The following is a 21,724-nucleotide window of genomic DNA, read 5'->3' on the forward strand; positions in this document are numbered from 1 at the left end:
GCCTCTCGCAGGGGAATCCACGCGCCCCGCTTTGTCGGCTTTCTGTCAGAGCCCTTGCCGCTGTCGGGTCCACCACAGCTTCCGGTCTCGGGCGCTGCGCTATTAGTCAAGCCTAATCAGATGCTTAACGCGCGTGCGAACGAATGGCACGCCAGTTGCTAACTGAATGCAGCAACAAGGAGTGAGGGCTGAGGGCACGCCGACGCCGATGGCGAGCGATGGCCTCCTTCCCGAAACCCGTGTGCCCACGTTTCTGAGAGAGAAACAGCCTCGCGCGTTCGGCGCGCAAAATTGGCAATCGGTTGATGGAGAGCAACATGTCTTCGCTGAGACAAATCGCGTTTTATGGCAAGGGTGGCATCGGGAAATCGACAACGTCGCAAAATACGCTGGCGGCTCTTGCTGAGCTGGGCCAAAGGATTCTCATCGTCGGCTGTGATCCCAAAGCGGACTCGACTCGCCTCATCCTGCACGCCAAAGCGCAGGACACCATTCTGAGTCTGGCGGCGAATGCCGGCAGCGTTGAGGACCTCGAAATTGAGGACGTCATCAAGCTCGGCTACAAGGACATTCGATGTGTCGAGTCCGGCGGTCCAGAGCCGGGGGTCGGGTGCGCCGGAAGAGGCGTGATCACTTCGATCAACTTTCTGGAGGAGAATGGCGCCTATGAGGACATCGACTACGTCTCTTACGACGTGCTGGGCGACGTCGTCTGCGGCGGCTTCGCGATGCCTATCCGCGAGAATAAGGCACAGGAAATCTACATCGTGATGTCCGGCGAGATGATGGCCATGTATGCCGCCAACAACATCTCCAAGGGTATTCTGAAGTATGCCAATTCCGGCGGCGTGCGCCTCGGCGGCCTGATCTGCAACGAGCGCCAGACCGACAAGGAGCTGGAGCTGGCAGATGCTCTTGCCAAGAAGCTCGGCAGCCGGCTGATCTACTTCGTGCCACGCGACAATGTCGTGCAGCACGCGGAGCTGCGCCGCATGACTGTGCTGGAATACGCGCCAGAGTCCAAGCAGGCGGATCACTATCGCAATCTCGCGACCAAGATCCACAATAATGCGGGACAAGGCGCCATCCCGACGCCAATCAGCATGGACGAGCTCGAGGATATGCTCATGGAGCACGGCATCATCAAGCCTGTCGACGAGAGCCTGGTCGGCAAGACCGCCGCCGAGCTCGCCGCTGTTTCGGCATAGTTCATCTTGTCGGCCTTCTCGACCGGGGAAGGCCGACATCGTCCACTGCGGGACCTTTATGATTGGCACACAAAGCGAATTTGCCAATACAGTGTCATCTCCTGTATCAGCAGCTCACGTCGCCGAGCAGCGCGATGGGAGTGAGCTCTACGGGCTTCTGACCGGGCGCCATCCAACAGAAGTCGACATCGGCGACGATAACGATTTCGATCGCCATGTGCTCGCTTGCGTTCTCGCCGCATCCGCTATGGATGGCGGCCAACTTCCCGAACGGGCCGGCTTGACTAACCAGGAGCTCGATGCGCTGTTGGTGCAATACTTTCCATCGACGCCGATCAGGAGTTGTACCTGGCGCGAACAGTCCGCGTTACCGGCTCCTGACGAGACGATTATGGTGCGAGACCTCCTGCTTGCGCAACGTTCCACTCATGGAGAGGTCGGCGGCTGGCTCGCGACGATGATCGCGCGGCGCGCCATGGAGCCTAATCACCTGTGGGAAGATCTCGGTCTGCGGGAGCGGGACGAATTGTCCCGCCTCCTGATGCGCCATTTCGGGCCGCTGGCGGCTCGCAACACCAAGAACATGCGGTGGAAGCGCTTCTTCTATCGCACGCTATGCGAAGATGACGGTCTGGTGATGTGTACCACGCCGGTCTGCACGGAATGCAATGATTTTGATCTTTGCTTCGGCGAGGAGAGCGGGGAGAGCCGGATGGCCGGACGCCGGCGGGATCATCTGCGTCGTCTCGATGACTCCGTCCAAGCCATCCGAAGTTCGCAGGGCTGAGCTCATATGGATGCCCGCTCCTCGGCGCGAGTCCCGGTGTATCGGACCAGCTTTCGCCCAACGGTCACATGACCGGACTGAGGGTTTGAAAAGACACCGGGTAAACAACTTCGCGCAGGCAGCCTAAGCAGGACGCGGCGGCGCCTGATCATCGGGCTTGATAACTGGTGGATGCGACCGTCACATTTACCGCCCAAATGTTCTATGTTGACGCGCGATCGAGGCCAACATCCGCCCTCTCGATCGCGCCCGCTGACTTTTTACGAACGACGACTTGTGGTTGGACGACCGGATGGCTCAAGAATCCTCCTCGATCAGCGCCGGGATGCACGCGCCTTTCCCTGAAGTGTTGCAGCTTGAGGTCAGGCCCGAACCGTTGCCCGGCTGCCAAGCTTCCAAGCTCGGCGCCTGCCTTCAGCTCGGTCGCAAGCGCACCGGACCTGGCGCTCCGCCGTTTCCACCCTGGCGGATTTGCGACACACCGGACTAATCTGAAATTCGACGTCATTCACAAGTTCTCGGGAATTCGAGCGGTTTGGCACAGCAGTTGCTGTAAAGCTTCCGGAATAAACCTACGGAGCCGCTGATGGCGTTAGCTGCCGCAATCACCGCGCCCGACAAAGATCAGTCGAGGTCCATAGTCCTTAATGACACCACCTTGCGCGACGGCGAACAGACACCGGGCGTGGCCTTCGCGACACCGGAAAATGTCTCGATGGCGCGTGTCGCTGGCCGCGGCCGGAGTCACGGAGATCGAGGCCGGCACGCCGGCGATGGGTCAGGAAGAGATTGCCGCGATCCGAGCGGTCGCCGAAGCTGGCCTCGCGGCCACGATCATCGGCTGGTGCCAGATAAAACCCGCGGATGTCGATGCGGAGATCGAGGCCGGTGTTTCGATGGTAATCCTATCGATTCCATGGTCGGACGCGCAGATTGCGGCGAAACTCGGTGGCGCCGTTTGGCCGTGCTGGAGCGGGTGAAGCGCGTCGTGGCCCACGCTCGCGACAAGGGACTGGGCGTCGCGCTAGGTGGCGAAGACTCCTCGCGTGCCGATGTCAACTTCCTGATCGACCCACCGCATTGTGATCGGCGAGCATTCAGAGCTTGCCGCTATCACTTCGCTGTTGTCCGACTTGCAGCTTTCGGTCACCGCCGACGAAACCCAAACCATTCTCGCGCGCGTTCGTAAGCATGCCGTCGAGCACAAAGCCCCGGTTTCCGAGGAAACGGCGCGACATTCATGAGAGATCGCTCCTCAACGGAGGGCGATCAGGTGGTCAGCCATGCGCTTCGCGCGATCAGGTTGGAACGTTCGGGCCAGGACGGCTTCTGGTCGCGGATCTAGATGGAGGTTGAGAATGACGACGGACGGGATCCTTTCGCAATTGAACAAGGCCTCCGCGGCAGAGGAGTTTTTTGCACTGCTCGGCGTCGAGTACGATGCGAAAATCATCGACGTGGCGCGGCTTCATATTCTGCGTCGCATGGGTGAATATCTCGCGGGCGAGGAGTTTACCGGTGCATCCGATCCTGACATCGCCTCGCGTTGCAAGGCCACGCTCGAGCGCGCCTATGCCGATTTCGTCACGTCCTCCCCGATCGAACAGCGCGTGTTCAAGGTCTTGAAGGATGCGGCCGCACCACAATCGAACAAGCATCCAGCATTGGTGCAGCTCGGTTCTTTGGAGTGAATTCAGTTTATATCGTGCTCTGGAGCGTGAAGGTTCAGAGAACCTGCCAACCACCCAGGGCGTCGAATTCAAACGCAAGTTGCAGTTACGGCCGCGGGTCCGCAACTTGGACACTCGGCTCCCTAAGAGCCAATCACGGCTCAGCGCTGATATTTCCGTCGTTTCAAGCTGGTGCCCATGGTGCACCTATCTCCTGCAATTGTACGCCGGCAGCGGGGAGCACATATTTGGCGAGGAAAGAGCACCAAGATGCGGATGACTGTCTTCTGTCGCATTCTGGACATAGGTCCAGCACGGTGTCGAATGTTCCGATCCTCGTGAGAGGCTGCCAATCCGATTTCCTTCAGTAAGATTCTGTATTGGCGGTCAATTTTCATCGTCTGCCCAATTGGTACGACAATTGCTGACATTTACTCAGCTAGTCTGGAGAAACGAATGCACATCTTGGTCCGCATCGAGTTTGTTTTTGACGCCGCGCAGTTTCGCGCGCGCTGCCTGTCGACACCATGATACGTCGCGACGCCAAAGCGATGGTTGCATATTCCGGCCCGGCTGAGCTGAAAGCTGCGCTTGATCCGCGCCAAAGATTCGTCGACGAAATCACTCCCGCTGGCCGATCTATGGCCGAGGTTTTCCGGGCGGCGCCCTTGCTCTCCGGCGCTGGTCGCGCGGCGCCGTTGACGGGCGGCTTCACCGCCGGCCCTCGTGCCCTCGCCAAGAGTTGCGGGCGTGTCGCTGCAATCGGGAATATTGCGAGGGCATTCGGAGTAATGGATCGCGTTTTCACCGGCAAGCTCGCGGCCGGCAATGGGACCAGCCGAGCCTCTGGCAGGTCCTCGGTCTGTTCCAGCTCGGTTGCATCTCGAAGATGAGGGGGACCAATCGATCGGATCGAGTGACCGCGCGGTTGCGTGCCTCACTAGTTCCATTGCCAAACGGTGACCCAGAATGCCGAACCGGGAAAGAACGCCCAAGCGCGTGCTTCCGGGCTCGTCGATCAAGGTCCAGCAACGGGTGTCTGGGCCCCGCGCTGCTGCCAGGCAGTGTTGAAAAAATGGCGGCGGGCACGCGGCCGAACTTTAACTGAAGCAATCTTCACCCGCGAATTCAAAGCTGGAGGCGGAGCACGCTTCGCTGGCGAGCCGCTACTGAACACGGATGGGAGTACAGATGATGAGCACCGCACCCAAAAGCGCAGCTCCGGCCCCGGGTGGTGGTCGCGCGGCGACCAAGAGGGAGCTGCCCGAACGATTCAAGGCTTATAGGCACGTCTGGGTCTTCATCGAGCAGGAACGCGGGATAGTGCACCCCGTCTCCTGGGAGCTGATGGGTGCCGGCCGCCGGCTCGCCGACAAGCTCAACGTTGACCTCGCCGCGGTTGTCATCGGCCCGGTCGGGGAGACAACGCAGCAGGCGGTCGCCGAATCCTTCTGCTACGGCGCCGATCTTGCCTATATCGTCGCGGATGATCTCTTGGCCGATTATCGCAATGAATCCTACACCAAGGCCCTGTCAGAGCTGGTCAATACGTACAAGCCGGAAATCCTACTCCTAGGGGCAACTACACTGGGCCGCGACCTCGCCGGCTCAGTGGCCACCACACTGCTCACCGGTCTAACTGCCGACTGCACCGAGCTCGATGTCGATGCCGACGGCTCGCTTGCAGCGACCCGGCCGACGTTTGGCGGCTCACTATTGTGCACGATCTACACACTGAACTATCGTCCACAGATGGCAACCGTCCGTCCGCGCGTGATGCCGATGCCCGAGCGCGTGACCGGTGCCGTCTGGCGCGTCATCTCGCATCCGCTCGGGCTTGTAGAGGAAGATATCGTCACAAAAGTGCTGTCGTTCCTCCCGGACCGCGATTCTACAAAGTCCAACCTTGCCTATGCCGACGTGGTCGTCGCTGGAGGGCTCGGTCTGGGATCGCCTGAGAACTTCCAACTGGTACAGCAGCTCGCGGACGTGCTTGGCGCCGAATATGGCTGCTCGCGGCCGCTGGTCCAGAAGGGCTGGGTCACCGCGGACCGACAAATCGGCCAGACCGGGAAAACCATTCGGCCAAAGCTTTATATCGCGGCCGGTATTTCCGGCGCGATCCAGCATCGCGTTGGCGTGGAGGGGGGCGACCTCATCGTTGCCATCAACACCGACAAGCACGCTCCGATCTTCGACTTCGCCCATATCGGCATCGTCACCGACGCCATTCGACTGTTGCCCGCGTTGACCTCTGCATTCCGCGCGCAGCTGTCGCCGCACTCGCACGACCGCATCGCTGGCTAGGGGAGCTTGTTATGATCGAGGAAAGATTCGACGCGATCGTCGTCGGTGCTGGGATGGGCGGGAATGCGGCAGCGCTTACCATGGCCGAGCGGGGCCTAAAAGTGCTGCAGCTGGAGCGCGGCGAGTATTCGGGGTCGAAGAACGTGCAAGGCGCCATCCTCTATGCCGACATGCTGGAGAAGCTGATCCCGAATTTCCGAGAAGATGCACCGCTTGAGCGGCATCTCGTCGAGCAACGCTTCTGGATCGTGGACGAGCGTTCGCACACGGGGATTCACTATCGCTCCGATGATTTCAACGAGGAGAAGCCGAATCGCTACACCATCATCCGCGCGCAGTTCGACAAATGGTTCTCGCAGAAGGTCCGCGAGGCCGGCGCCACGGTGCTGTGCGAGACCACGGTGACCGAGCTCCTCCAGGATTCCCATGGGAGGGTCGTCGGGGTGCGCACAGACCGAGATGGGGGTGAAATCCATGCAGATGTCGTCGTGCTGGCCGAGGGGGTAAACGGAGTGCTCGGGACGGGTGCGGGCTTAAGAGGGCGGCCGAAACCGGACAAGGTCGCACTCGCGGTCAAGGAGATGCATTTCCTGTCGCGCGAGACAATCGATGCTCGCTTCAATCTCAAAGGCGACGAGGGGCTCGTCATCGAAGCCGCCGGAACCATCTCCCGCGGCATGACCGGTATGGGCTTCATCTATTCCAACAAGGAATGCATATCGCTCGGTATCGGCTGTCTTGTTGCCGATTTCCAGCGTACTGGCGAGACGCCTTACGGCCTCCTCGAGGGCTTCAAGCGTCACCCGTCCGTCGCGCCGTTGATCGAGGGTTCGGAAGTAAAGGAATATTCCGCGCATTTGATCCCCGAAGGTGGATACAGAGCGATCCCGCAGCTTTGTGGTGAGGGCTGGGTCGTTGTCGGAGACGCCGCCCAGCTCAACAACGCCATCCATCGCGAGGGGTCCAATCTGGCGATGACGTCGGGCCGTATCGCCGCGGAAGCGATCTGTCTTATCAAATCGCGAAATGATCCGATGACGGCCAAAAATCTTTCGCTTTACAAAAAACTCCTGAATGAATCCTTCGTGATCAAGGATCTGAAGAAGTACAAGGATATGCCGGCACTGATGCACACCCACTCGCAGAACTTCTTTCTCACATATCCGCAGCTCTTCTCCAAGGCGATGCAGGATTACGTGCGCGTCGACGGCACACCAAAGCTTGAGAAAGAGAAGCTGATGCTGAGCTCGTTCATCAAGGCGCGGTCGTGGAGTGGATTGTTCAGCGATGCCCTGCGCATTGCCCGGGCCTGGCGGTGATCATAAACCAAAGACAACGACGAACGACGGAGCCAGAAACAATGCCGAGCGAGCCATCCCGACGTGTCGAAGACAAACTATTCTACAACCGCTATCTCGTTGATTCCGGCCGCGCCCATATCAAGGTGCGGCCGCACACCACACCTTCGTCGCGGCTCTTATCGATGCTGAAGGCCTGCCCTGCACGGTGCTACGAGCTCAGCGATAAAGGTCATGTTGAGGTGACAGTCGACGGGTGTGTCGAGTGCGGCACCTGCCGGGTGATCTGCGAAGAAAGTGGTGATATCGAGTGGAGCTACCCACGTGGCGGTTACGGTGTGCTATTCAAATTTGGTTAAAGCTTCGGGGTAGGGGCTGATTGGCAGGCTGCGGCGTTGTGGCGGTACAACGAGATCACGCGCGAGTTTGAGATTTCGCCTGATTCAATCGAGTCCCGATCTTTCCATCTACCGGGCGGGCCCTTCCCAGGTTCCGCTACAATATGCCCGGAGATACCCAAAGCGAGCCGGATCCGAAACAGGGCGCAACGCATTGGCGGGAATAGGTCGTCCATCTCGGATCGACCGATCCTGGTTCTCTTCCCCAAAATCTGGCCGGTTTCGTCCTTCTTGGAGTTCGCGGCGATCCGCCTGCTGCCACTGCCTCGCAACGCTGCCTATCACCTCAAACGGAACGCTGGAAGCAGGATTTCGCTTCGCCTTAGCCGCCGACCCGACAACGTGCCATCGAGCGCCTTGTAGACTAGACAAGCACGAGCGGATCACGAAACTAGCGATTTGCGACTCCTCCGCGCGACCCCCGGGGGGGTGCGCATCGTCAGGCGCGCTGCGCGCATGCAGCACACAATTTTGCCCTTTCATTCGCCTGTATCGCCGGGACATATGGTCGGCCGGAGAGCATGACGATGGTTGGATTACAAAGGAGCAGGGCAGCCGCTAACGCGCGGCGAGCAGAGGCACGCCGTGAGAGTTCGGTGGGCGACATCCAGGCCCGCATGGCCGAACTGAGAAGCTTGCCGCGCGAGAACCTCGAGGATGCGGTGTTCATGCTCTCGATGAATGCAAGACGGCAGGGCGAGTTGATACGACATGCGATCGAGAAGCGCGCCGAGGTCGACTTGGACTTTGATCCGCCGCCGAGATTTCGCGACCTATCTCGCAAATGATTTGGTCTCGACCTTACGCCACCACGTTGCTGACCTTCCGGCCTTGCTGGACCTGTTGGTTGAGCGAGCGCCTGACGTCTGCTTCACCGTCGATCGGGAGGAGGCCGTTTCGCTACTGGCCGCAATCATTCGCGAACAGCGGCTCGAAGGAGTCCTTGAAGGCCTCTAGGCTCGCCGGGCTCCTGAACGATCAGCGAAGGATCGCCAGGCCGGGATCGGTTCGGACGCGGATTTAAGAGCAGCTGCCGAGCGTGCGTGAGTGTCCAGGGCGCTTTGAGGGACAGTCCTGCAAGATTGAATGTCCAGAGCGGATGGGGACGTCAGAAAATCTCGGCGCCTGCTTGCGAGGTCAAAACCGCCTCGAAATTCGCGGCGTAGCTCCTTTGTCATCCGTTTCCCGTTTATCGCTGGCGCGGAGCCGCTATGCATGCCCGCTCGCAGTCCCCGGCCGCCTCAAGCTCGGTGACCTTCGCGTTAGCGAGGACGAGATCCGCACTCTGAGCTTTCATGTTCAGTTGCAGCGCGCGTTTGCCCGCTGGCGGATCATGGAACCGTTCGCTAACAGCCATGCAAGGGAAATCACGGCAGGACACGTCGACCGAGCCGCGGCGATGTGCCAAAGCGGCGAAAGGCGGTCGCTCAACTCGGTGAGGCGTCCTGGTGAAATCGACAGCCCTTGTTTCGGTAGTCGCTGGCTGCGCCCTGGGGGCCGCGGCCCTGGCAAGTATTCCGCGAGCGAGTCGAGAATAGCAGAAAAGCTGAGTGGCGGCCCGCTGCAAATTGGGCGAAAGGGCCTTCTTGGGTGGCGCTGGATCGTCGACATGAACGCTCCGCCGAGCGTCTGCCATAAACCCCCTATCCTTGCTCGAGGCCGAGAAATACGCCGAACTTGCGTCGGCTATTCGCTGTCTTCGCGAGCCGCACCGGCTTTCGCCGAACGTCGTGTCCACGAGCACGCCGAAGACACAGCCGAAATCCGCAGCTGAGTACGGCCGAACGGCGCGTCCCAGGTCAATGCCGGCCAGGTTGGTCAGTAGGCCTGCTCAAACCCCACGAAGGCGCCTCACGCGCTGCGGCCAGCCGCACGTCAGTGACCTGCTGCAATAATCTGAAAGCATCCGATCGCAACTTCCATCACGATCAGCACGACTATAACCCACTCAAGACGCAGCGAGCGCCGTGTGTCGATAATGTCCGTCAGTGCGTTAGCCGTTCCGGAGATGGCCGACAGCTTGCGCTCAAGCATCTCAAGACGCTCCTTCAGTTCGTATTCGTCTTTCAGACGCGCATAGAGCCGCTCGAGTTCCGGCTTCTCCCAGAGTGCGTCGGGCTTTTCGGCAATCGCGATGCGGCCCGCGACGCGCTGCTCGACCAGGAGCGCATTGCCGATCAGTTGGAGAATGCCCTTGCGGCCCCGCGGCGTCCGGCCGCGCTCGGCCAGTTCGCGTGCAAAGGGTTCGATCACGTCGAACACCGCGGCGACACGGCGCTCATCTCGCTCCAGCGCCGTGCTCTTGGCTAGCGTATCGGCGATCAGCAGCAGCCGATCGTCACTAAAATTTCTAAGACAAATCCGCCCGCCCGGCAGGATGACCTCAGCGCTCTGGTCGTTGCAGAGCTGCGCCTGCGCGCTATCCTCCTCACAGGAGGTGAGTTCACCAATGACGCGCGGCATCAGGGTTTCGATCAGAGCGGTTTCTTCGGAGGGCGACAGCCCGATGAGCACTACAACGCCATAGCGGAAGACCACGACAAGGCCCGCATGAATGCGGAAAGCGACCGGCGTCGAGGACACCAGCGTTCCGATTTCCAGAGCCGACGGGTTGATACGATCTCCCAGCATGACTGCCCGAATGCGCAGCACCGAGGCGGCCGCCGTCTGTCCGGAGACCACAGCCTTACCGGGCGTAAGTTGATCCATGTTCACTTTAGCATCCGGTTTGGCGCCACTGCGACGCGATAGCGTTCCCCCAGAAACACGTCCAGAACTTCGTCGCAGATGGTGCAGCGGAATTTGCCGGGCGCGTTGCTGAGAGATGACGCTGAGATCCAGCAAATGCCGGCTTCAGAGTTTGGATGGGTGGTCTCTATTTCATGTTCGTGCATGCTTGCCCGCAAGCTCAATCGAACGCCCAGCAAAGCTCTTCGAGGAATTCGACGATCCCCGGCCGCCACATTTGGCTGCGCCGTAGGCGCCTTCCTCGAACAACGTCGAGCAAGATTGATGCCGAACCGGTGTCTTCGCGCCAGCGGCGTCAGGATTTCCGCCTCAATGGGCGAGCGAAAATGATCGATTGGAACGGCGCAGGTTGATCAAAAAGCTGGTCGCGATGTGTGTTCAATTTCCTCCAGAGCATGTCGGCTACAGAACACGGCGGATCTTGGGCGCCGCACAAGCTTTCAAAGCGCAATCAGAGCCTTAACCGCGGCAGCGGCGCTGGCATAGCTGTTGCTATGAAATGTCGCAAAGACCGAGCGAAGGCTGAGTGCAGACCTGGTCCGATCGGGCGAAAACAGCACGTTGCCCGTGGACCGAGGATGGGGAAGGTGAAGCGCCGTTTCCGACCGTCAGCCACACGAACGTCGCGGCAAATTCTTGAGCCAAGGCCCGAGTACAACGGCAGAAAGGACTAGAGACCGTGCATATCGAATCGGGAATAGTAACAGGCGCCAAGTTCGTATTGAGCTGCGCGACAGGCATTGCGATGGGCTGCGTCGTCGCCAAGCTTGTGGTCGAGGCCATACACGAGCGGCGCGCTCTGTCATTTGCTGTGCAAGCCATCGCCGCGACGGGCCTTGTGTTCACGTTATTCGAATTCCCACCGCACTTTGCGGTTTGGGCCTCGGAAGTGCACCTCGTCCTGGGCTCCACGCTGTTCCTCTTGTTTGGCGCGGCGCCGGCGGCCTTAGGTCTTGCGCTCGGCCTCTTGCTGCAAAGCGTCCTCTTTGTTCCGACCGACCTGCCGCAATATCGGATGAATGTCACGACGCCTCTAATGCCGCTGTTTGCGATCAAGGCGCTCGCCAAGCGCCTCACTCCATCCAAGGCTGCCTATCGCGATCTGCAGTACAGCAAGGCGCTTGCGCTCTCGACTGCGTATCAATCCGGTATGGCTGTCTGGATCGCGTCTTTGGCGCTCTATCATGCGGGCTTCGGCGCCGCCAACCTCGGTAAAGTCGCATCGCTCGCGGTTTACTATGCAGTTGTGGCCTTGGTCGAGCCGCTGGCTGATCTGGCTGCGCTCGCGCTCGGGAAACAAATTGGGCGGCGTGACTGTGAGGGGATCTGTCGCCTACCGCTCCCAGAAGGCATATTGCTGTCGAAAGTAATGATGGCCGCCATCTCGGCCGCTTTGCTCAAGCGATACGTACGCTTTGCCCGATAGCAGCCGGCTGCAGCGATCCCGGGCGACGCGCGCTCGCTGTTATCCGCGAGGGGGCCGACTTTAGGCTCATTCCGCACGAGGCGACCAAGCAATCATTCTCTCCGAATTGCGGCCGGCGGTCTGCGCCGGCCCGGTCGCTGGTGATCGGACGCGCACTACCGATTTCGACCTGCTGGTGCGTGATGTGGCGAAGGCGAACTGCCGCCACGACGTGGAGGAATGGCGGGACGCGCTCAGGGCAGCAGCCTGGTCGCAGAGCATCGGGGGCGAGGTTGGACACGAGGTCGTCTTGCGCTGCTGATACACTGGGAGTCATCCGTCGAACGAGCTTATCCATGCAACATTGGCAGCCTCCTCAGCACAGCCGCGATGGACCACCGTTCGGCGGCTTCCCATGCTCTGCTGCACTCGGCCGGAATGTTCGCAGTTCGACAAAGAAGATCGCCATGTATGGATTGATCGTGGTGTTGACCACGCTCGCACTGTACAGCATCGTGTTTGCCGGCGAATTGACCGGGCCGGCAAAGGTCATCAGCACCGACACCCTTGAAATTCGCGGGACACGCGTTAGGCTCTGGGGCATCGACGCACCGGACAAGTCCCAAATGTGCCGAGATATCAACCTCAATCCTTATCGATGTGGCCTCATGGCCGCGAGCGATCTTGAAGCCTTCATTGCAGAGCGCGAAGTCAGTTGTCTGTCAGTCCTGGAGGATGAGTGTGGACGGACATTGGCGATCTGTTCAGCTGATGGCATCGATCTCGGAGAATGGTTGGTGCGCAACGGTCTCGTGCTCGATTGGGAGCGATACTCCAGGGGCCGATACCACGCTGCGCAACGCGCGGCCGATCGTGCCGGACTGGGCTTGTGGGCGGGCAGCTTTGCCGTACCTTGGCTATATCGAGCGTGCATTCGGTTAGGTGGTGGACCAGCCAGCTGTTCTGACGACGCGAATGCTCATCCTTGACCGGTATTCCTCACACCAGAATATATGCCAGAGTCGTTCCGTACAAAGTGACCGTCACGGGCGAGCTGGCGTCGGCCGCGAGTGAGCAAGCTTACCACTGCCGCGCCACCGTGCTCAAAAGGGGTAAGATGGTCTCAAGCTCTCGTAAGCGCGAAAGTCGCAAGACAGAAAATCGCGAGCTCCACAGGAACGCCATGGTTCTCGCCCTAATTCTTCGGAATCATGGACTCGCAGTCATGCCAAGGCGGCGCCTTTTGAGTGAGAGAGCCGCATTTACTCGGAAGAATGGCGGGCTCTCCGGACAAAGCAAAGGCGTGGCACGGAAAACAATCAGTTTCGCCGGGTACAGGTTGAGCGGAAGAAAGAAGGCCAGTGGCGTTCAAGGCACCATTGGGCGCGGTAGGCAACACGAATGAGGCTTGGGATGCAGCCGACCTCCACTCCATTCGACGCAAACTTTCAGGTTTTGACATGCCCAGGGCTCGCAGCCTGATTCCCAGAGGTCGCCAGATGCCGTCCCACCAAAACTCATGCACTCGCACTCAAATCTGATGCAGCAAGCCGGTGTGAGCGCTTGCTCAACGCCGGCTCCGCGGGGCGTATCGAAAGGACGGTAATCGAATTGGGCCCTTTGCCGCGGGAACGCCGCATAGGTCCCTTCCCGGACTTCGCTGCTGTTGGCGATATCGGCGGCGATTGCCTTTTCAAGCAACGGCTGCTCCGATTTACGCCAGAATTTGGCCGGGCGCGTAACAAGCTGAACACCACACGCGCGGTTTCGGCGATAAAGACGTGTGGACCTGCCTTGCAGGCGCCGATCACAACAATGCCTCAGAAGACAATGCAGCTGCTCGTTCGGTTGGAAACAGCACGGCTCGCTGACGACTGACCGGAGATCCGCTGAATGAGCAACCCAACAAGAACGTCAGATCGCATATCACCTACCGAACGCGAAGTGCGCGCGTCCCAGAACGAAGCGTGAGCCACTGAACTCGCAGCGTCGCTCCCGAAACCTAGTGGTGTGCAGACTCTGTGCCGACGGGCACCATGCAAGCTCCTGGCCTTTTTCGATCGCGATGTCACCAACCCGACGATAGCGGTCATTGCTCAAACAAGCCCGGGTTTGAGGTCGAACACGAATCGAATGCCGAGCGCCGGCACCGCCAGTTCGATGATTTCAGTGAACACTCCTGCGAAAGAGATTAGGTGATCGAGCTTCTTTGCAACCACACAATGAATTCGCACCTTAATTCGAGGCGCAGTGCTGAGCTCAGTCAAAGACCGCAAGCTCACCTCTGCCATCTAGGAATTGAACTGGGTCGGCAGTCCCTGATGATGCCGACGCGGCATAGTCGGAAGCGGTCCGAAACAAACGAACACGATCTGCCGATCTGCATCTTCTCCCCTGCTGCTCCGGAGATCAGGCGTCGTATAACTCCGGCAAGCGACCTTTCTTAACCGTCTCCCCGAGATCAGCCCCATAGCTGGGTTTCATTGCTGTTCTATTCGCACGGCGATCTCGGCAGCGAATTGTTCGTGCCGTTCTGGGTGGTGCTATTGTGCCAGACCGATGCAGGTGGGACCCCTGATGGGCAGCTGGCGTATCGTCCGCACTAGGGCTTTCGCGTGACGACCAAGTCGCGGCCAGGTGGTCTGGGCCCAGAGGCCTTGCATCCCTCTTTGTTCTTGGCGACTTCCGCGCCACTGTCGGCGCCGCGCCGCTCGGCGGTGCGCTGGAACGTGGCCAGCTCGATCGTCCATGCCTGGAGAATTAGCGTGCCGGCCTCGGCGATCGTTGCGGCGCTGACCTGGTGGGGTCAATGCTTTCGGTGTTTTCGTTAGGACACGAGCTTCAGCCCGACAATGCCGGCGACGATCAACCCGATGCTGGCAAGGCGAAACGCGGCGGCCGGTTCTCCGAACAGGATGATCCCGAGCGCTGCGGTGCCGACCGCACCGATGCCGGTCCAGACCGCATAAGCAGTTCCAATGGGCAGCGTCTTTAGAGCAAGGCCGAGCAGGATCACGCTGCCGGCCATGGCCGCGAGCGTGAGCACGGACGGAACGGGCTTGGTAAAGCCCTCCGTGTATTTGAGGCCGATTGCCCAGGCGACCTCCAGCAGGCCGGCGGCCAACAAAATGCTCCAGGCCATGGCGGCCCTCCGTTCATGGCAGGGTCGTCCCTGCGGCTGATGTGGTGATGAGCGCAGCGCCATCCTTGCCAGGGCTCGCGATTCGCTTCGAGCAGAGGTCAACTTCTCTCAAAGATCAGCATTCCGACGTTATTGGTTCGGCGAATTCACACGATCGACAAAGCAGAAAGCCATCCGTTCCGTTCATGCGATCGGCAATGTTGCAAAATGCTGCCCCCTCAAAGAGATCCTTGTACCTGTCGCGGAGGAGGTTGCCCAAAACGTGTCGTCGCTCAAAATCCATGCAGCAGAAAGTAACGTCGCCGTTTGGGAGAAGAACATTACGATATTGCCGTTCGTCAGGACATGTCAGTGCTCCAACGATTGGCTGCCGCGCTCCAACCATCTTCTCGCCGTTGCCAGCCCTGCTGCGCGGCGGACGCGAACGAACCAGCGCTTCGTCAGGAATTATGCCGACAAGGTCGGGATGCACCTCGCCCATGACTATGAAGAGCAACGACGAAAAGTCGGCATCGACAAGTTGGCGCATCAAATCGACATAGTTGCGCTTGACGAGACCACTATCCATGTGCGTGCCGTCATCAAAAACATGCACTAGGAAAACGCGGAACTGCATCGCACGCAAACGTGTTAGATCCCGCCCGTTCATTCCTACCAGGGTTGTGAAAATGCGGATTCCATGGCCACACGCATAGGCATGCTCAACCATTTCAGTGCAAGCTGGATTGAGCCAAGGCTCCGAATATCCGGAAAAGCTAATGTCGACGGCTGCTGGTACGCGCGCCAGACATCGCTTGAAATCTTGGAGAGAAAGATGCTTCACGTCGGATATCACTCTTTGCCGTTCGGCAAACTTGTCTTGCGGACAATAAGAACATCCGACGACACAGCCAGTTGTCGTAGTTATCTCCAAGACCCTGCCGCCACTGATTGCAGAGCGCAGCTCCTGTGGAGTCATCGATTCTATATTGTCCACTTCCGCGCTCCGCGTTTGGAACAAAGAGATATTGAGGGGACCGTCGATTTGCATCTCATGCCGGTTCGCTCATGCTTCAGTTCTCGATTCGTCGTCCACCAGCGCGACACGGCATGGTCGCAAGCGCGATCGCGGCAGATGAAGAATGCGCCACGGCTCTCTCCCATAACACCCCAGTCCAGCAGGATTGGACGGCTGCCGAATGCACATCCGTCGATGGGGCTCGTCTAACGTCTCGCTTATTCCAAGAAGCATCTCTCATGCCATTTGCGGTACTGTCCTTAACTCGACACGTCCGCGATGAATGTCCTCCCAAATGCGCGACCGAGGTGAAACTCTACGCAATCGATAGAGTACAATATGACGCTACGTACGATTCAAGCTCTCTCGAAAATGAGCTGAATGGCAGCTTTCTTATGAATCTTGACGGTGTAGCCTGCCCCGAGCACCACGTCATCATGATGGTCGGCATCGCGCAGCGACGGCAGGTGACTGACTTCTTGCTGATAAACATCGCCTTGAAATCTATATCAAGACGAGCACGGCAAAACAGGGGGTGGCGCGTACAAAGTCGCAGAGAGAAAGCACCACAACGGATTGGGCCTATCTGCCGATGAGCGCCGATATGACCGGGAAGTCCTCTCTTCAGCAAGCTCACAGATGTGAGCTCCGCATGTCGCGAGCCACCCGTCGAGTCTTGCGACGAGAGTTTACACGAGCCGGGAACAATTCTTCGATTCATCATCGGCACCTGCCTGGTATATGTTTGCCCTCAGGCCGCGGTAATATCATGATGGCGATGACAATCTCCTCATGGAGCCTGACCACAACCTATTCACAAGTTCCGCGAACAGCAGAGTCCCTCGGACTTTTCTTTCCAGGCTGTTGCACGGCGCATCTCCGCGGCATTGTTCAGCGATAGCGGCCCGAACGTAAATCGCATGGGAGGAGGGGCTCTCTACAGCAAATGCTGCTCGAATGATCCGCTCGACAGCATCTATCGCCTCGACGCGACATCGCTGTGGCGGCGCTCTTTGGCTTGCGCTGTATAGGTTTCTGATTCCTGGTGGAGCGAGTAACTCGAACCTCAACCAGACCATTATAAGCGGCAGGCTATCGATCCGATTGGTTGATTTTGCTGCAGTTTCGTTCGAGCTCGATCGCTTTCTTTGCGGTTTGAGCTGCTGCCGGTTTGATGGACACCTAGATTGGGTGTTTCATGAAGCCGGAGGTAGGTGATGCATCGACGGAAGTTCAGTCGAGAGTTCAAGGTCGGGGCGGTCAAGCTTGTCAGGGAACGCGGGGTCTCGGTGGCGCAGGCAGGCCGCGACCTGGGCGTCCATGAGAACGTGCTGCGCAAAAGGGTGAAGGAGTTCGGCTCCGCCCCGGTGCAGGCCTTCCCCGGCGAGGGCAGATGAAGCCTGAGCAGCAAGAGATCGAGCGGTTGCGGCGCGAGGTCAACAAGCTGAAGGCAGAGCGGGACATCCTAAAAAACTTCGCGAAGGAAGCGACATGAAGTTCGGCTTCATCGCGAAGCACCGGAACGTCTGGCCGGTGGCATGGCTATGCGAAGCAATGGGCGTATCGCGGTCGGGCTTCCAACTGGCTGGACCGATCGCCCAGCGCCAGATCCCGCAGCGACGAAGCGGTCGGCCTAAAGGTGAAGGCAAGCGTCCTTGCCAGCGACCGGACCTACGGGGCACGGCGTGTCTGGAGAGACCTTTTGGCAGATGGCGTCGAATGCGGACTGCATCGGATCGAGCGGCTGATGCGCCTGCAGGCCTTGCGCGCGAGGCCACGGCGCCGCCGTCTGCCGAAGGATGAAGGCGATCGCCAGGTAGCGAACGTGCCGGCGAACCTCCTGGACCGGCAGTTTGCAGCCGAGCGGCCGAACCAGAAGTGGATTGCCGACTTCACCTATATCTGGACGGCCGAGGGCTGGCTCTACGTGTCGGCCGTGATCGACCTGTTCTCGCGACGAGTGGTCGGCTGGTCGATGAGCGCCAGCATGACGGCGCAGTTGGTCGCCGACGCCCTTCTGATGGCCGTCTGGCGACGCGGCAAGCCGGATGCCCTGATGCATCACTCCGATCGTGGCAGCCAAGGCGGATTCAAATGGTCGTCGCAACACCAGTTGTTTTCACTCATAGCAGCAATTCGTCAAGCGCCTCCGCCGGCGTTTTCCAGCCTAGTGTCTTTCTCAGTCGAGCATTGAGGGCCGCTACCACAGCGGATATCTCCTCGGCGCTGTGGATGCTCAGGTCTGTGCCTTTCGGGAAGTACTGCCGCAGCAACCCGTTGGTGTTCTCGTTAGTGCCGCGCTGCCAAGGGCTTTGCGGGTCGCAGAAGTAGACCTGGATACCCGCCTCGATCTTGAGACGATCGTGCTGAGCCATTTCGGCTCCGTGATCCCAGGTTAGCGAGCGGCGCAGCTCTTCGGGCAAAGTGATGATGGTGCGCGTGATCGCGTCGCGCACGGCTTCGGCCCCGTGTCCCGCGAGCGCAGGTCCGTTCTTCGCGCGCGGAGCTTCGCCATGCCCCGCTAACCGGGGAAGGTGCAATAGCATCGTGAAGCGCGTCGTGCGCTCGACCAGCGTGCCGATTGCCGAGCTGCCAAGACCGAGGATGAGGTCTCCCTCCCAATGTCCCGGCACTGCTCGATCGGCAGCTTCAGCAGGACGTTCACTGATCATGATCTCCGGGGAGACAAAGCCCTTGCCTCGCCTGCGTATGCGCGCTCTGGGCATCCGTAATACACGCCCTGTTCGCAAGCAGGCCGTCAGCTCGCGGCGTAGCGCGCCGCGGCCCTGAACGAAGAGAGCTTGATAGATAGCTTCGTGGCTGATGCGCATCGTCTTGTCGTCCGGGAAGTCGATCGGCAAGCGTCGGGCAATCTGCTCAGGGCTCCAGGCTTTGGCCCATCGCCGATCCTTGCGCGGGCCATCCCGGCGCCCCTTCCACGGAACGGAGGGACCAGGAACGAGCGCGCCACTCGGGGCTACGACGCCGCCAGCAAGTCTCTCCTCTACATAAGTGCGCAAGGTTGCATTGAGCGCAAGCTTGGTCGGCTTGGGCCGGCGGGCGGCTCGATCCGCATGCCATTGGGCAGTTGTTGCCCGATACTCCAACCCGCCGCCGCGGGTGGCCGCATTGCGCCGCAGTTCACGGGAGACTGTCGAAGCAGCCCGCCCCAGGCGACGTCCGATCTCCTGTATGGAATGGCCCTGCACCTTGAGAAGTGCGATCTCCTCGCGCTCAATCAACGAGAGGTACCGCCCGGAGAGCGCCTTTGCCGAAGATCTGAACATCGCTGGTGGCATGCCGCCCGCCTTTCGGAATAATCTGCTTCCGACAGGTTGTGACAATCCGGCTTCGAGTGCAGCATCTTCGCTGCTTAACCCAGCGGCAATCGCCCGCCAAAATTTATTCTGTTCATTGCGCCCCGCAACAGAGGGCCGTCCTGGCGACGGCAATGGGGCTCGTCCTGACCGCGCCGATCTGCGCCTTACAGCGTTCATCGCAACCTCCAAACCTCTGGTGTTGCGACGACCATTTGAATCCGCCCAATACGCCAGCGAACAGTTCCAGCGCCTGATGGCTGACAGCGGCATCGTGTGCAGCATGAGCCGCTCCGGCAACGTCTGGGATAACGCAGCGATGGAGAGCTTCTTCTCTTCGCTGAAGACCGAGCGCACCGAGCGCAAAATCTATCGCACCAGGAACGAGGCCAGGGCAGATGTGTTCGACTACATCACGTCATTCCGCGATCGGATACATCAGCCCCGTTGAGTTCGAACGCAAGGTGGGATTAGCTTAACCCGGTGTCCATCAAACCGGCAGCAGCTCAGATGGCTTTGTCTGACCCGGATTATCAAACGGGGTTATGGCTCACCACGAGCACCGCTACGTCGCGTCGTGGGGACGGTTGCGCGAGAAGCCCGGACCCATCGGTTGGAAAACCCCATTAACTTTAACTTCGCCCCGGATGACGAGGATGAGGCTGATTGAGATCAGATCAGTCTATCGCGACAAATGCCGTCGGGTCGAGGAGAAGCTAAACGATAGAGAGAAACCACCCGGATTTGCTGTGGCCTCAACGATCTGTTGGCGAGGTCCTTCCTCGCACGAAGATGTCCGGCGTGGGCTCCGCAAGGACGTAGCAGACATCAAAGCGAGGCATTAATCATCGCTATAATCAATGTATTCGCGCCGTAACCGCGTACATCCAGAGTTACATAGCGGGCATACATAGGTGTAGGATATCGTCGTACTTCTCTCTTCGGGCCAGAACCAACCGGCTTCTCTCAGAACATAGCTTCGTTCGTGTTTGGTCCCGTTGCCACATCCGTTGCAGAAGATGTGCTGCGGATTGTTATCACATTCAAAAATCTCAACTTCGCCGTCGTCTGTCGGGAAGTTGCCACAGCGCGGACACCCCATAACGTGCTCCTGACGGCTCGCGGTCGTAGACAGTATCCATTAGTTCCTAGCCTCTTTGAGAACTGTACTCTCAGCCGCACACTATGGCCATCTTGCTCTGTCCCTCCCAGACTGTCGCATTCAGGTGAAACGGCCCGGGCAGCGACAGCCTTTTTGACGTTGTTCGGTGGTAGCTTTCAGTGGTAGCATTCGCGCGCAGGCAAGCCGATTTGTGTTGGTTTTATAAGGCTTTGTGAGGTCGCCCTTCGTCTCCCGTAGGGAGCGCCATCAAATCCCTAAGCCATTGAAAAGCTGAAAACTCTAAGCAATCATGAGCTTAGAGAGGCCGCCTTGCTACACAAACGTAGCCCACAAAGGTGGTCCACAATGGCGGCTTTGAGTTACATGCAACGGCGTGCGTCCGGCACCTACGAATTTCGCAAAAGGCTGCCTGAAGCGCTGGCGGGGAAGCCCGTGCCGTCTCACATGCGCGATGCTTTCCCCGACCTCATCAATCCGAAAACGCATCGCTTCAAGCGTGAACTCGTTCGCTCCCTCGCGACGAAGGAATTGAAGCAGGCAAAGCGGCGTGACCATCAGGAGGCCCTGCAGGCGGCTCAGCTATTTGACGCAGCGGTGGAAGCCCTGAAGCCGCCCGCCGTCGTGCCGCTGCCCGTGGACATCGATCTGAAGCAATTAGGTGATGAGGTCTTTGCCGTGTTGCTTGCGGAGGATGAAGCTGAGCGGATGGATGGTGGCGACCGGCGGCATCTGCAAAGCCCTCAGCTGCGAGCGGTGTGGCCCGACCTCGTGTCGGTGCCGCCAAGCACACAGATGGGAATGTCGGCCGATCATGCTCACATGTACGGTGAACTGCTGCCGGTGTTTGAAGACGAGTTCCGAGCAGCCTACGCCCGTCGTGATCCGAAGATCGTCTATCCGGAAACTAATGTCGCCCTGAAAGCGCGTGGCATCTACCTGAGCAAATCCTCGCCGGAGTTTCAGAAGGCCGCCCTCGTCGTCCTTGAAGCGCATGTGCGGGCTTACGATGCCATGAAGAAGCGGCAGCGCGGGGAAATCATACTGACTCCGGTAGTGGCCGAGCGGGCCACCGATGAGCGGGGGCCCAAGCTCTCGTCATGGGCTGCCGGTGGTTCGGCGCGACAATGCCAAGAAGCCAAATGCCAACCCGGTGACGGAGGCGGAGCAGGCCATCCGGTACTTCAAGGAACTGCACGGCGATCTCCGGCTTGGCGAGATTACCCGCGAGAGGGCCCGCCAGTTTCGTGATGCGGTCGCCATGGTTCCCGCTGCATTGCCGCGCGATTTCCGCAAGCTTCCCTTGCCGGAGCTGCTCAAGCGGGAC

General features: G+C 59.4%; 16 protein-coding genes and 3 pseudogenes. 13 read left to right on the top strand and 6 right to left on the bottom strand.

The genetic code is table 11. The annotated features are described in order from the left end of the window. Positions 1-317: 317 nt before the first annotated feature. The 3 genes and pseudogenes from nifH to IVB42_RS42410 form a co-directional block, all read left to right on the top strand. The gene (nifH, locus tag IVB42_RS35915; RefSeq protein ID WP_026233535.1) at positions 318-1,208 is read left to right on the top strand and encodes a nitrogenase iron protein; all 891 of its coding nucleotides are present in this window, start codon (positions 318-320) and stop codon (positions 1,206-1,208) included. A 58-nt stretch (positions 1,209-1,266) separates the two neighbouring features. Further along, entirely contained in the window at positions 1,267-1,995 is a 729-nt protein-coding gene (locus IVB42_RS35920; RefSeq protein ID WP_247471958.1) for a nitrogen fixation protein NifQ, read from the top strand. Between the two features lie 586 nt (positions 1,996-2,581). Beyond that, a pseudogene (locus tag IVB42_RS42410) lies at positions 2,582-3,067 on the top strand (homocitrate synthase); the annotation flags it as partial. A 25-nt stretch (positions 3,068-3,092) separates the two neighbouring features. Here the strand turns inward: IVB42_RS42410 and IVB42_RS35930 are convergent. Next, complete coding sequence (locus tag IVB42_RS35930; protein WP_247471962.1) at positions 3,093-3,233, bottom strand: hypothetical protein; 141 nt, start codon at positions 3,231-3,233, stop codon at positions 3,093-3,095. A gap of 120 nt (positions 3,234-3,353) precedes the next feature. On the opposite strand from IVB42_RS35930, the gene nifW reads away from it, so the two are divergent. The 5 genes from nifW (at position 3,354) to IVB42_RS35955 (ending at position 8,456) form a co-directional block, all read left to right on the top strand. After that, positions 3,354-3,686 carry a nitrogenase stabilizing/protective protein NifW gene (nifW, locus tag IVB42_RS35935; RefSeq protein WP_247285952.1) on the top strand — a complete coding sequence of 111 codons (333 nt, stop codon included), beginning with the start codon at positions 3,354-3,356 and terminating at the stop codon, positions 3,684-3,686. Between the two features lie 1,173 nt (positions 3,687-4,859). Further along, positions 4,860-5,972 (top strand): electron transfer flavoprotein subunit alpha/FixB family protein, encoded by a 1,113-nt coding sequence (locus tag IVB42_RS35940; RefSeq protein ID WP_247299025.1) that lies wholly within the window; start codon positions 4,860-4,862, stop codon positions 5,970-5,972. A gap of 11 nt (positions 5,973-5,983) precedes the next feature. Beyond that, the gene (locus tag IVB42_RS35945; RefSeq protein ID WP_247285953.1) at positions 5,984-7,291 is read left to right on the top strand and encodes an FAD-binding protein; all 1,308 of its coding nucleotides are present in this window, start codon (positions 5,984-5,986) and stop codon (positions 7,289-7,291) included. A gap of 41 nt (positions 7,292-7,332) precedes the next feature. Then, positions 7,333-7,629 carry a ferredoxin family protein gene (locus IVB42_RS35950; RefSeq protein ID WP_083926516.1) on the top strand — a complete coding sequence of 99 codons (297 nt, stop codon included), beginning with the start codon at positions 7,333-7,335 and terminating at the stop codon, positions 7,627-7,629. Between the two features lie 635 nt (positions 7,630-8,264). Continuing rightward, positions 8,265-8,456 (top strand): hypothetical protein, encoded by a 192-nt coding sequence (locus tag IVB42_RS35955; RefSeq protein ID WP_247471963.1) that lies wholly within the window; start codon positions 8,265-8,267, stop codon positions 8,454-8,456. Positions 8,457-9,543: 1,087 nt separating this feature from the next. Here IVB42_RS35955 and IVB42_RS35960 read toward each other — a convergent pair. After that, entirely contained in the window at positions 9,544-10,377 is an 834-nt protein-coding gene (locus tag IVB42_RS35960) for an RMD1 family protein (RefSeq protein ID WP_247471986.1), read from the bottom strand. Positions 10,378-11,095: 718 nt separating this feature from the next. Between IVB42_RS35960 and IVB42_RS35965 the strand changes: the two genes are divergently transcribed. Together IVB42_RS35965 and IVB42_RS35970 are read left to right on the top strand one after the other, a co-directional pair. Beyond that, entirely contained in the window at positions 11,096-11,842 is a 747-nt protein-coding gene (locus tag IVB42_RS35965) for an energy-coupling factor ABC transporter permease (protein ID WP_247471964.1), read from the top strand. Between the two features lie 446 nt (positions 11,843-12,288). Beyond that, the gene (locus tag IVB42_RS35970; protein ID WP_247471965.1) at positions 12,289-12,810 is read left to right on the top strand and encodes a thermonuclease family protein; all 522 of its coding nucleotides are present in this window, start codon (positions 12,289-12,291) and stop codon (positions 12,808-12,810) included. Positions 12,811-13,917: 1,107 nt separating this feature from the next. Here the strand turns inward: IVB42_RS35970 and IVB42_RS42110 are convergent. The 3 genes from IVB42_RS42110 to IVB42_RS35980 form a co-directional block, all read right to left on the bottom strand. Further along, a complete protein-coding gene (locus tag IVB42_RS42110; protein WP_256465021.1) occupies positions 13,918-14,040 on the bottom strand; it encodes a hypothetical protein in 123 nt (40 codons plus the stop codon). A gap of 608 nt (positions 14,041-14,648) precedes the next feature. Next, a complete protein-coding gene (gene sugE / locus IVB42_RS35975; protein ID WP_018458212.1) occupies positions 14,649-14,963 on the bottom strand; it encodes a quaternary ammonium compound efflux SMR transporter SugE in 315 nt (104 codons plus the stop codon). Positions 14,964-15,078: 115 nt separating this feature from the next. Continuing rightward, on the bottom strand, positions 15,079-15,786 hold the full coding sequence (locus tag IVB42_RS35980; RefSeq protein WP_247471966.1) for an SPASM domain-containing protein: 708 nt from the start codon (positions 15,784-15,786) through the stop codon (positions 15,079-15,081). Between the two features lie 1,391 nt (positions 15,787-17,177). Between IVB42_RS35980 and IVB42_RS35985 the strand changes: the two are divergent. Then, a pseudogene (locus tag IVB42_RS35985) lies at positions 17,178-18,043 on the top strand (IS3 family transposase); the annotation flags it as partial. 40 nt (positions 18,044-18,083) lie between these two features. Here the strand turns inward: IVB42_RS35985 and IVB42_RS35990 are convergent. Beyond that, on the bottom strand, positions 18,084-19,457 hold the full coding sequence (locus IVB42_RS35990; RefSeq protein WP_247471967.1) for an IS30 family transposase: 1,374 nt from the start codon (positions 19,455-19,457) through the stop codon (positions 18,084-18,086). A gap of 43 nt (positions 19,458-19,500) precedes the next feature. Here IVB42_RS35990 and IVB42_RS35995 point away from each other — a divergent pair. Together IVB42_RS35995 and IVB42_RS36000 are read left to right on the top strand one after the other, a co-directional pair. Further along, positions 19,501-19,756: pseudogene (locus tag IVB42_RS35995) on the top strand (IS3 family transposase); the annotation flags it as partial. Positions 19,757-20,745: 989 nt separating this feature from the next. Continuing rightward, a complete protein-coding gene (locus IVB42_RS36000; protein ID WP_247399405.1) occupies positions 20,746-21,648 on the top strand; it encodes a DUF6538 domain-containing protein in 903 nt (300 codons plus the stop codon). Positions 21,649-21,724 lie beyond the last annotated feature (76 nt).

Origin of the sequence: Bradyrhizobium sp. 45, assembly GCF_023073155.1 — a bacterium.
GTDB lineage: Bacteria > Pseudomonadota > Alphaproteobacteria > Rhizobiales > Xanthobacteraceae > Bradyrhizobium > Bradyrhizobium canariense_D.

Coding starts and splice junctions, on each gene's coding strand:
- nifH (WP_026233535.1), top strand. CDS start 318: ATGTCTTCGCTGAGACAAATCGCGTTTTATGGCAAGGGTGGCATCGGG.
- IVB42_RS35920 (WP_247471958.1), top strand. CDS start 1,267: ATGATTGGCACACAAAGCGAATTTGCCAATACAGTGTCATCTCCTGTA.
- IVB42_RS35930 (WP_247471962.1), bottom strand. CDS start 3,233: ATGTCGCGCCGTTTCCTCGGAAACCGGGGCTTTGTGCTCGACGGCATG.
- nifW (WP_247285952.1), top strand. CDS start 3,354: ATGACGACGGACGGGATCCTTTCGCAATTGAACAAGGCCTCCGCGGCA.
- IVB42_RS35940 (WP_247299025.1), top strand. CDS start 4,860: ATGAGCACCGCACCCAAAAGCGCAGCTCCGGCCCCGGGTGGTGGTCGC.
- IVB42_RS35945 (WP_247285953.1), top strand. CDS start 5,984: ATGATCGAGGAAAGATTCGACGCGATCGTCGTCGGTGCTGGGATGGGC.
- IVB42_RS35950 (WP_083926516.1), top strand. CDS start 7,333: ATGCCGAGCGAGCCATCCCGACGTGTCGAAGACAAACTATTCTACAAC.
- IVB42_RS35960 (WP_247471986.1), bottom strand. CDS start 10,377: ATGGATCAACTTACGCCCGGTAAGGCTGTGGTCTCCGGACAGACGGCG.
- IVB42_RS35970 (WP_247471965.1), top strand. CDS start 12,289: ATGTATGGATTGATCGTGGTGTTGACCACGCTCGCACTGTACAGCATC.
- sugE (WP_018458212.1), bottom strand. CDS start 14,963: ATGGCCTGGAGCATTTTGTTGGCCGCCGGCCTGCTGGAGGTCGCCTGG.
- IVB42_RS35990 (WP_247471967.1), bottom strand. CDS start 19,457: ATGAACGCTGTAAGGCGCAGATCGGCGCGGTCAGGACGAGCCCCATTG.
- IVB42_RS36000 (WP_247399405.1), top strand. CDS start 20,746: ATGGCGGCTTTGAGTTACATGCAACGGCGTGCGTCCGGCACCTACGAA.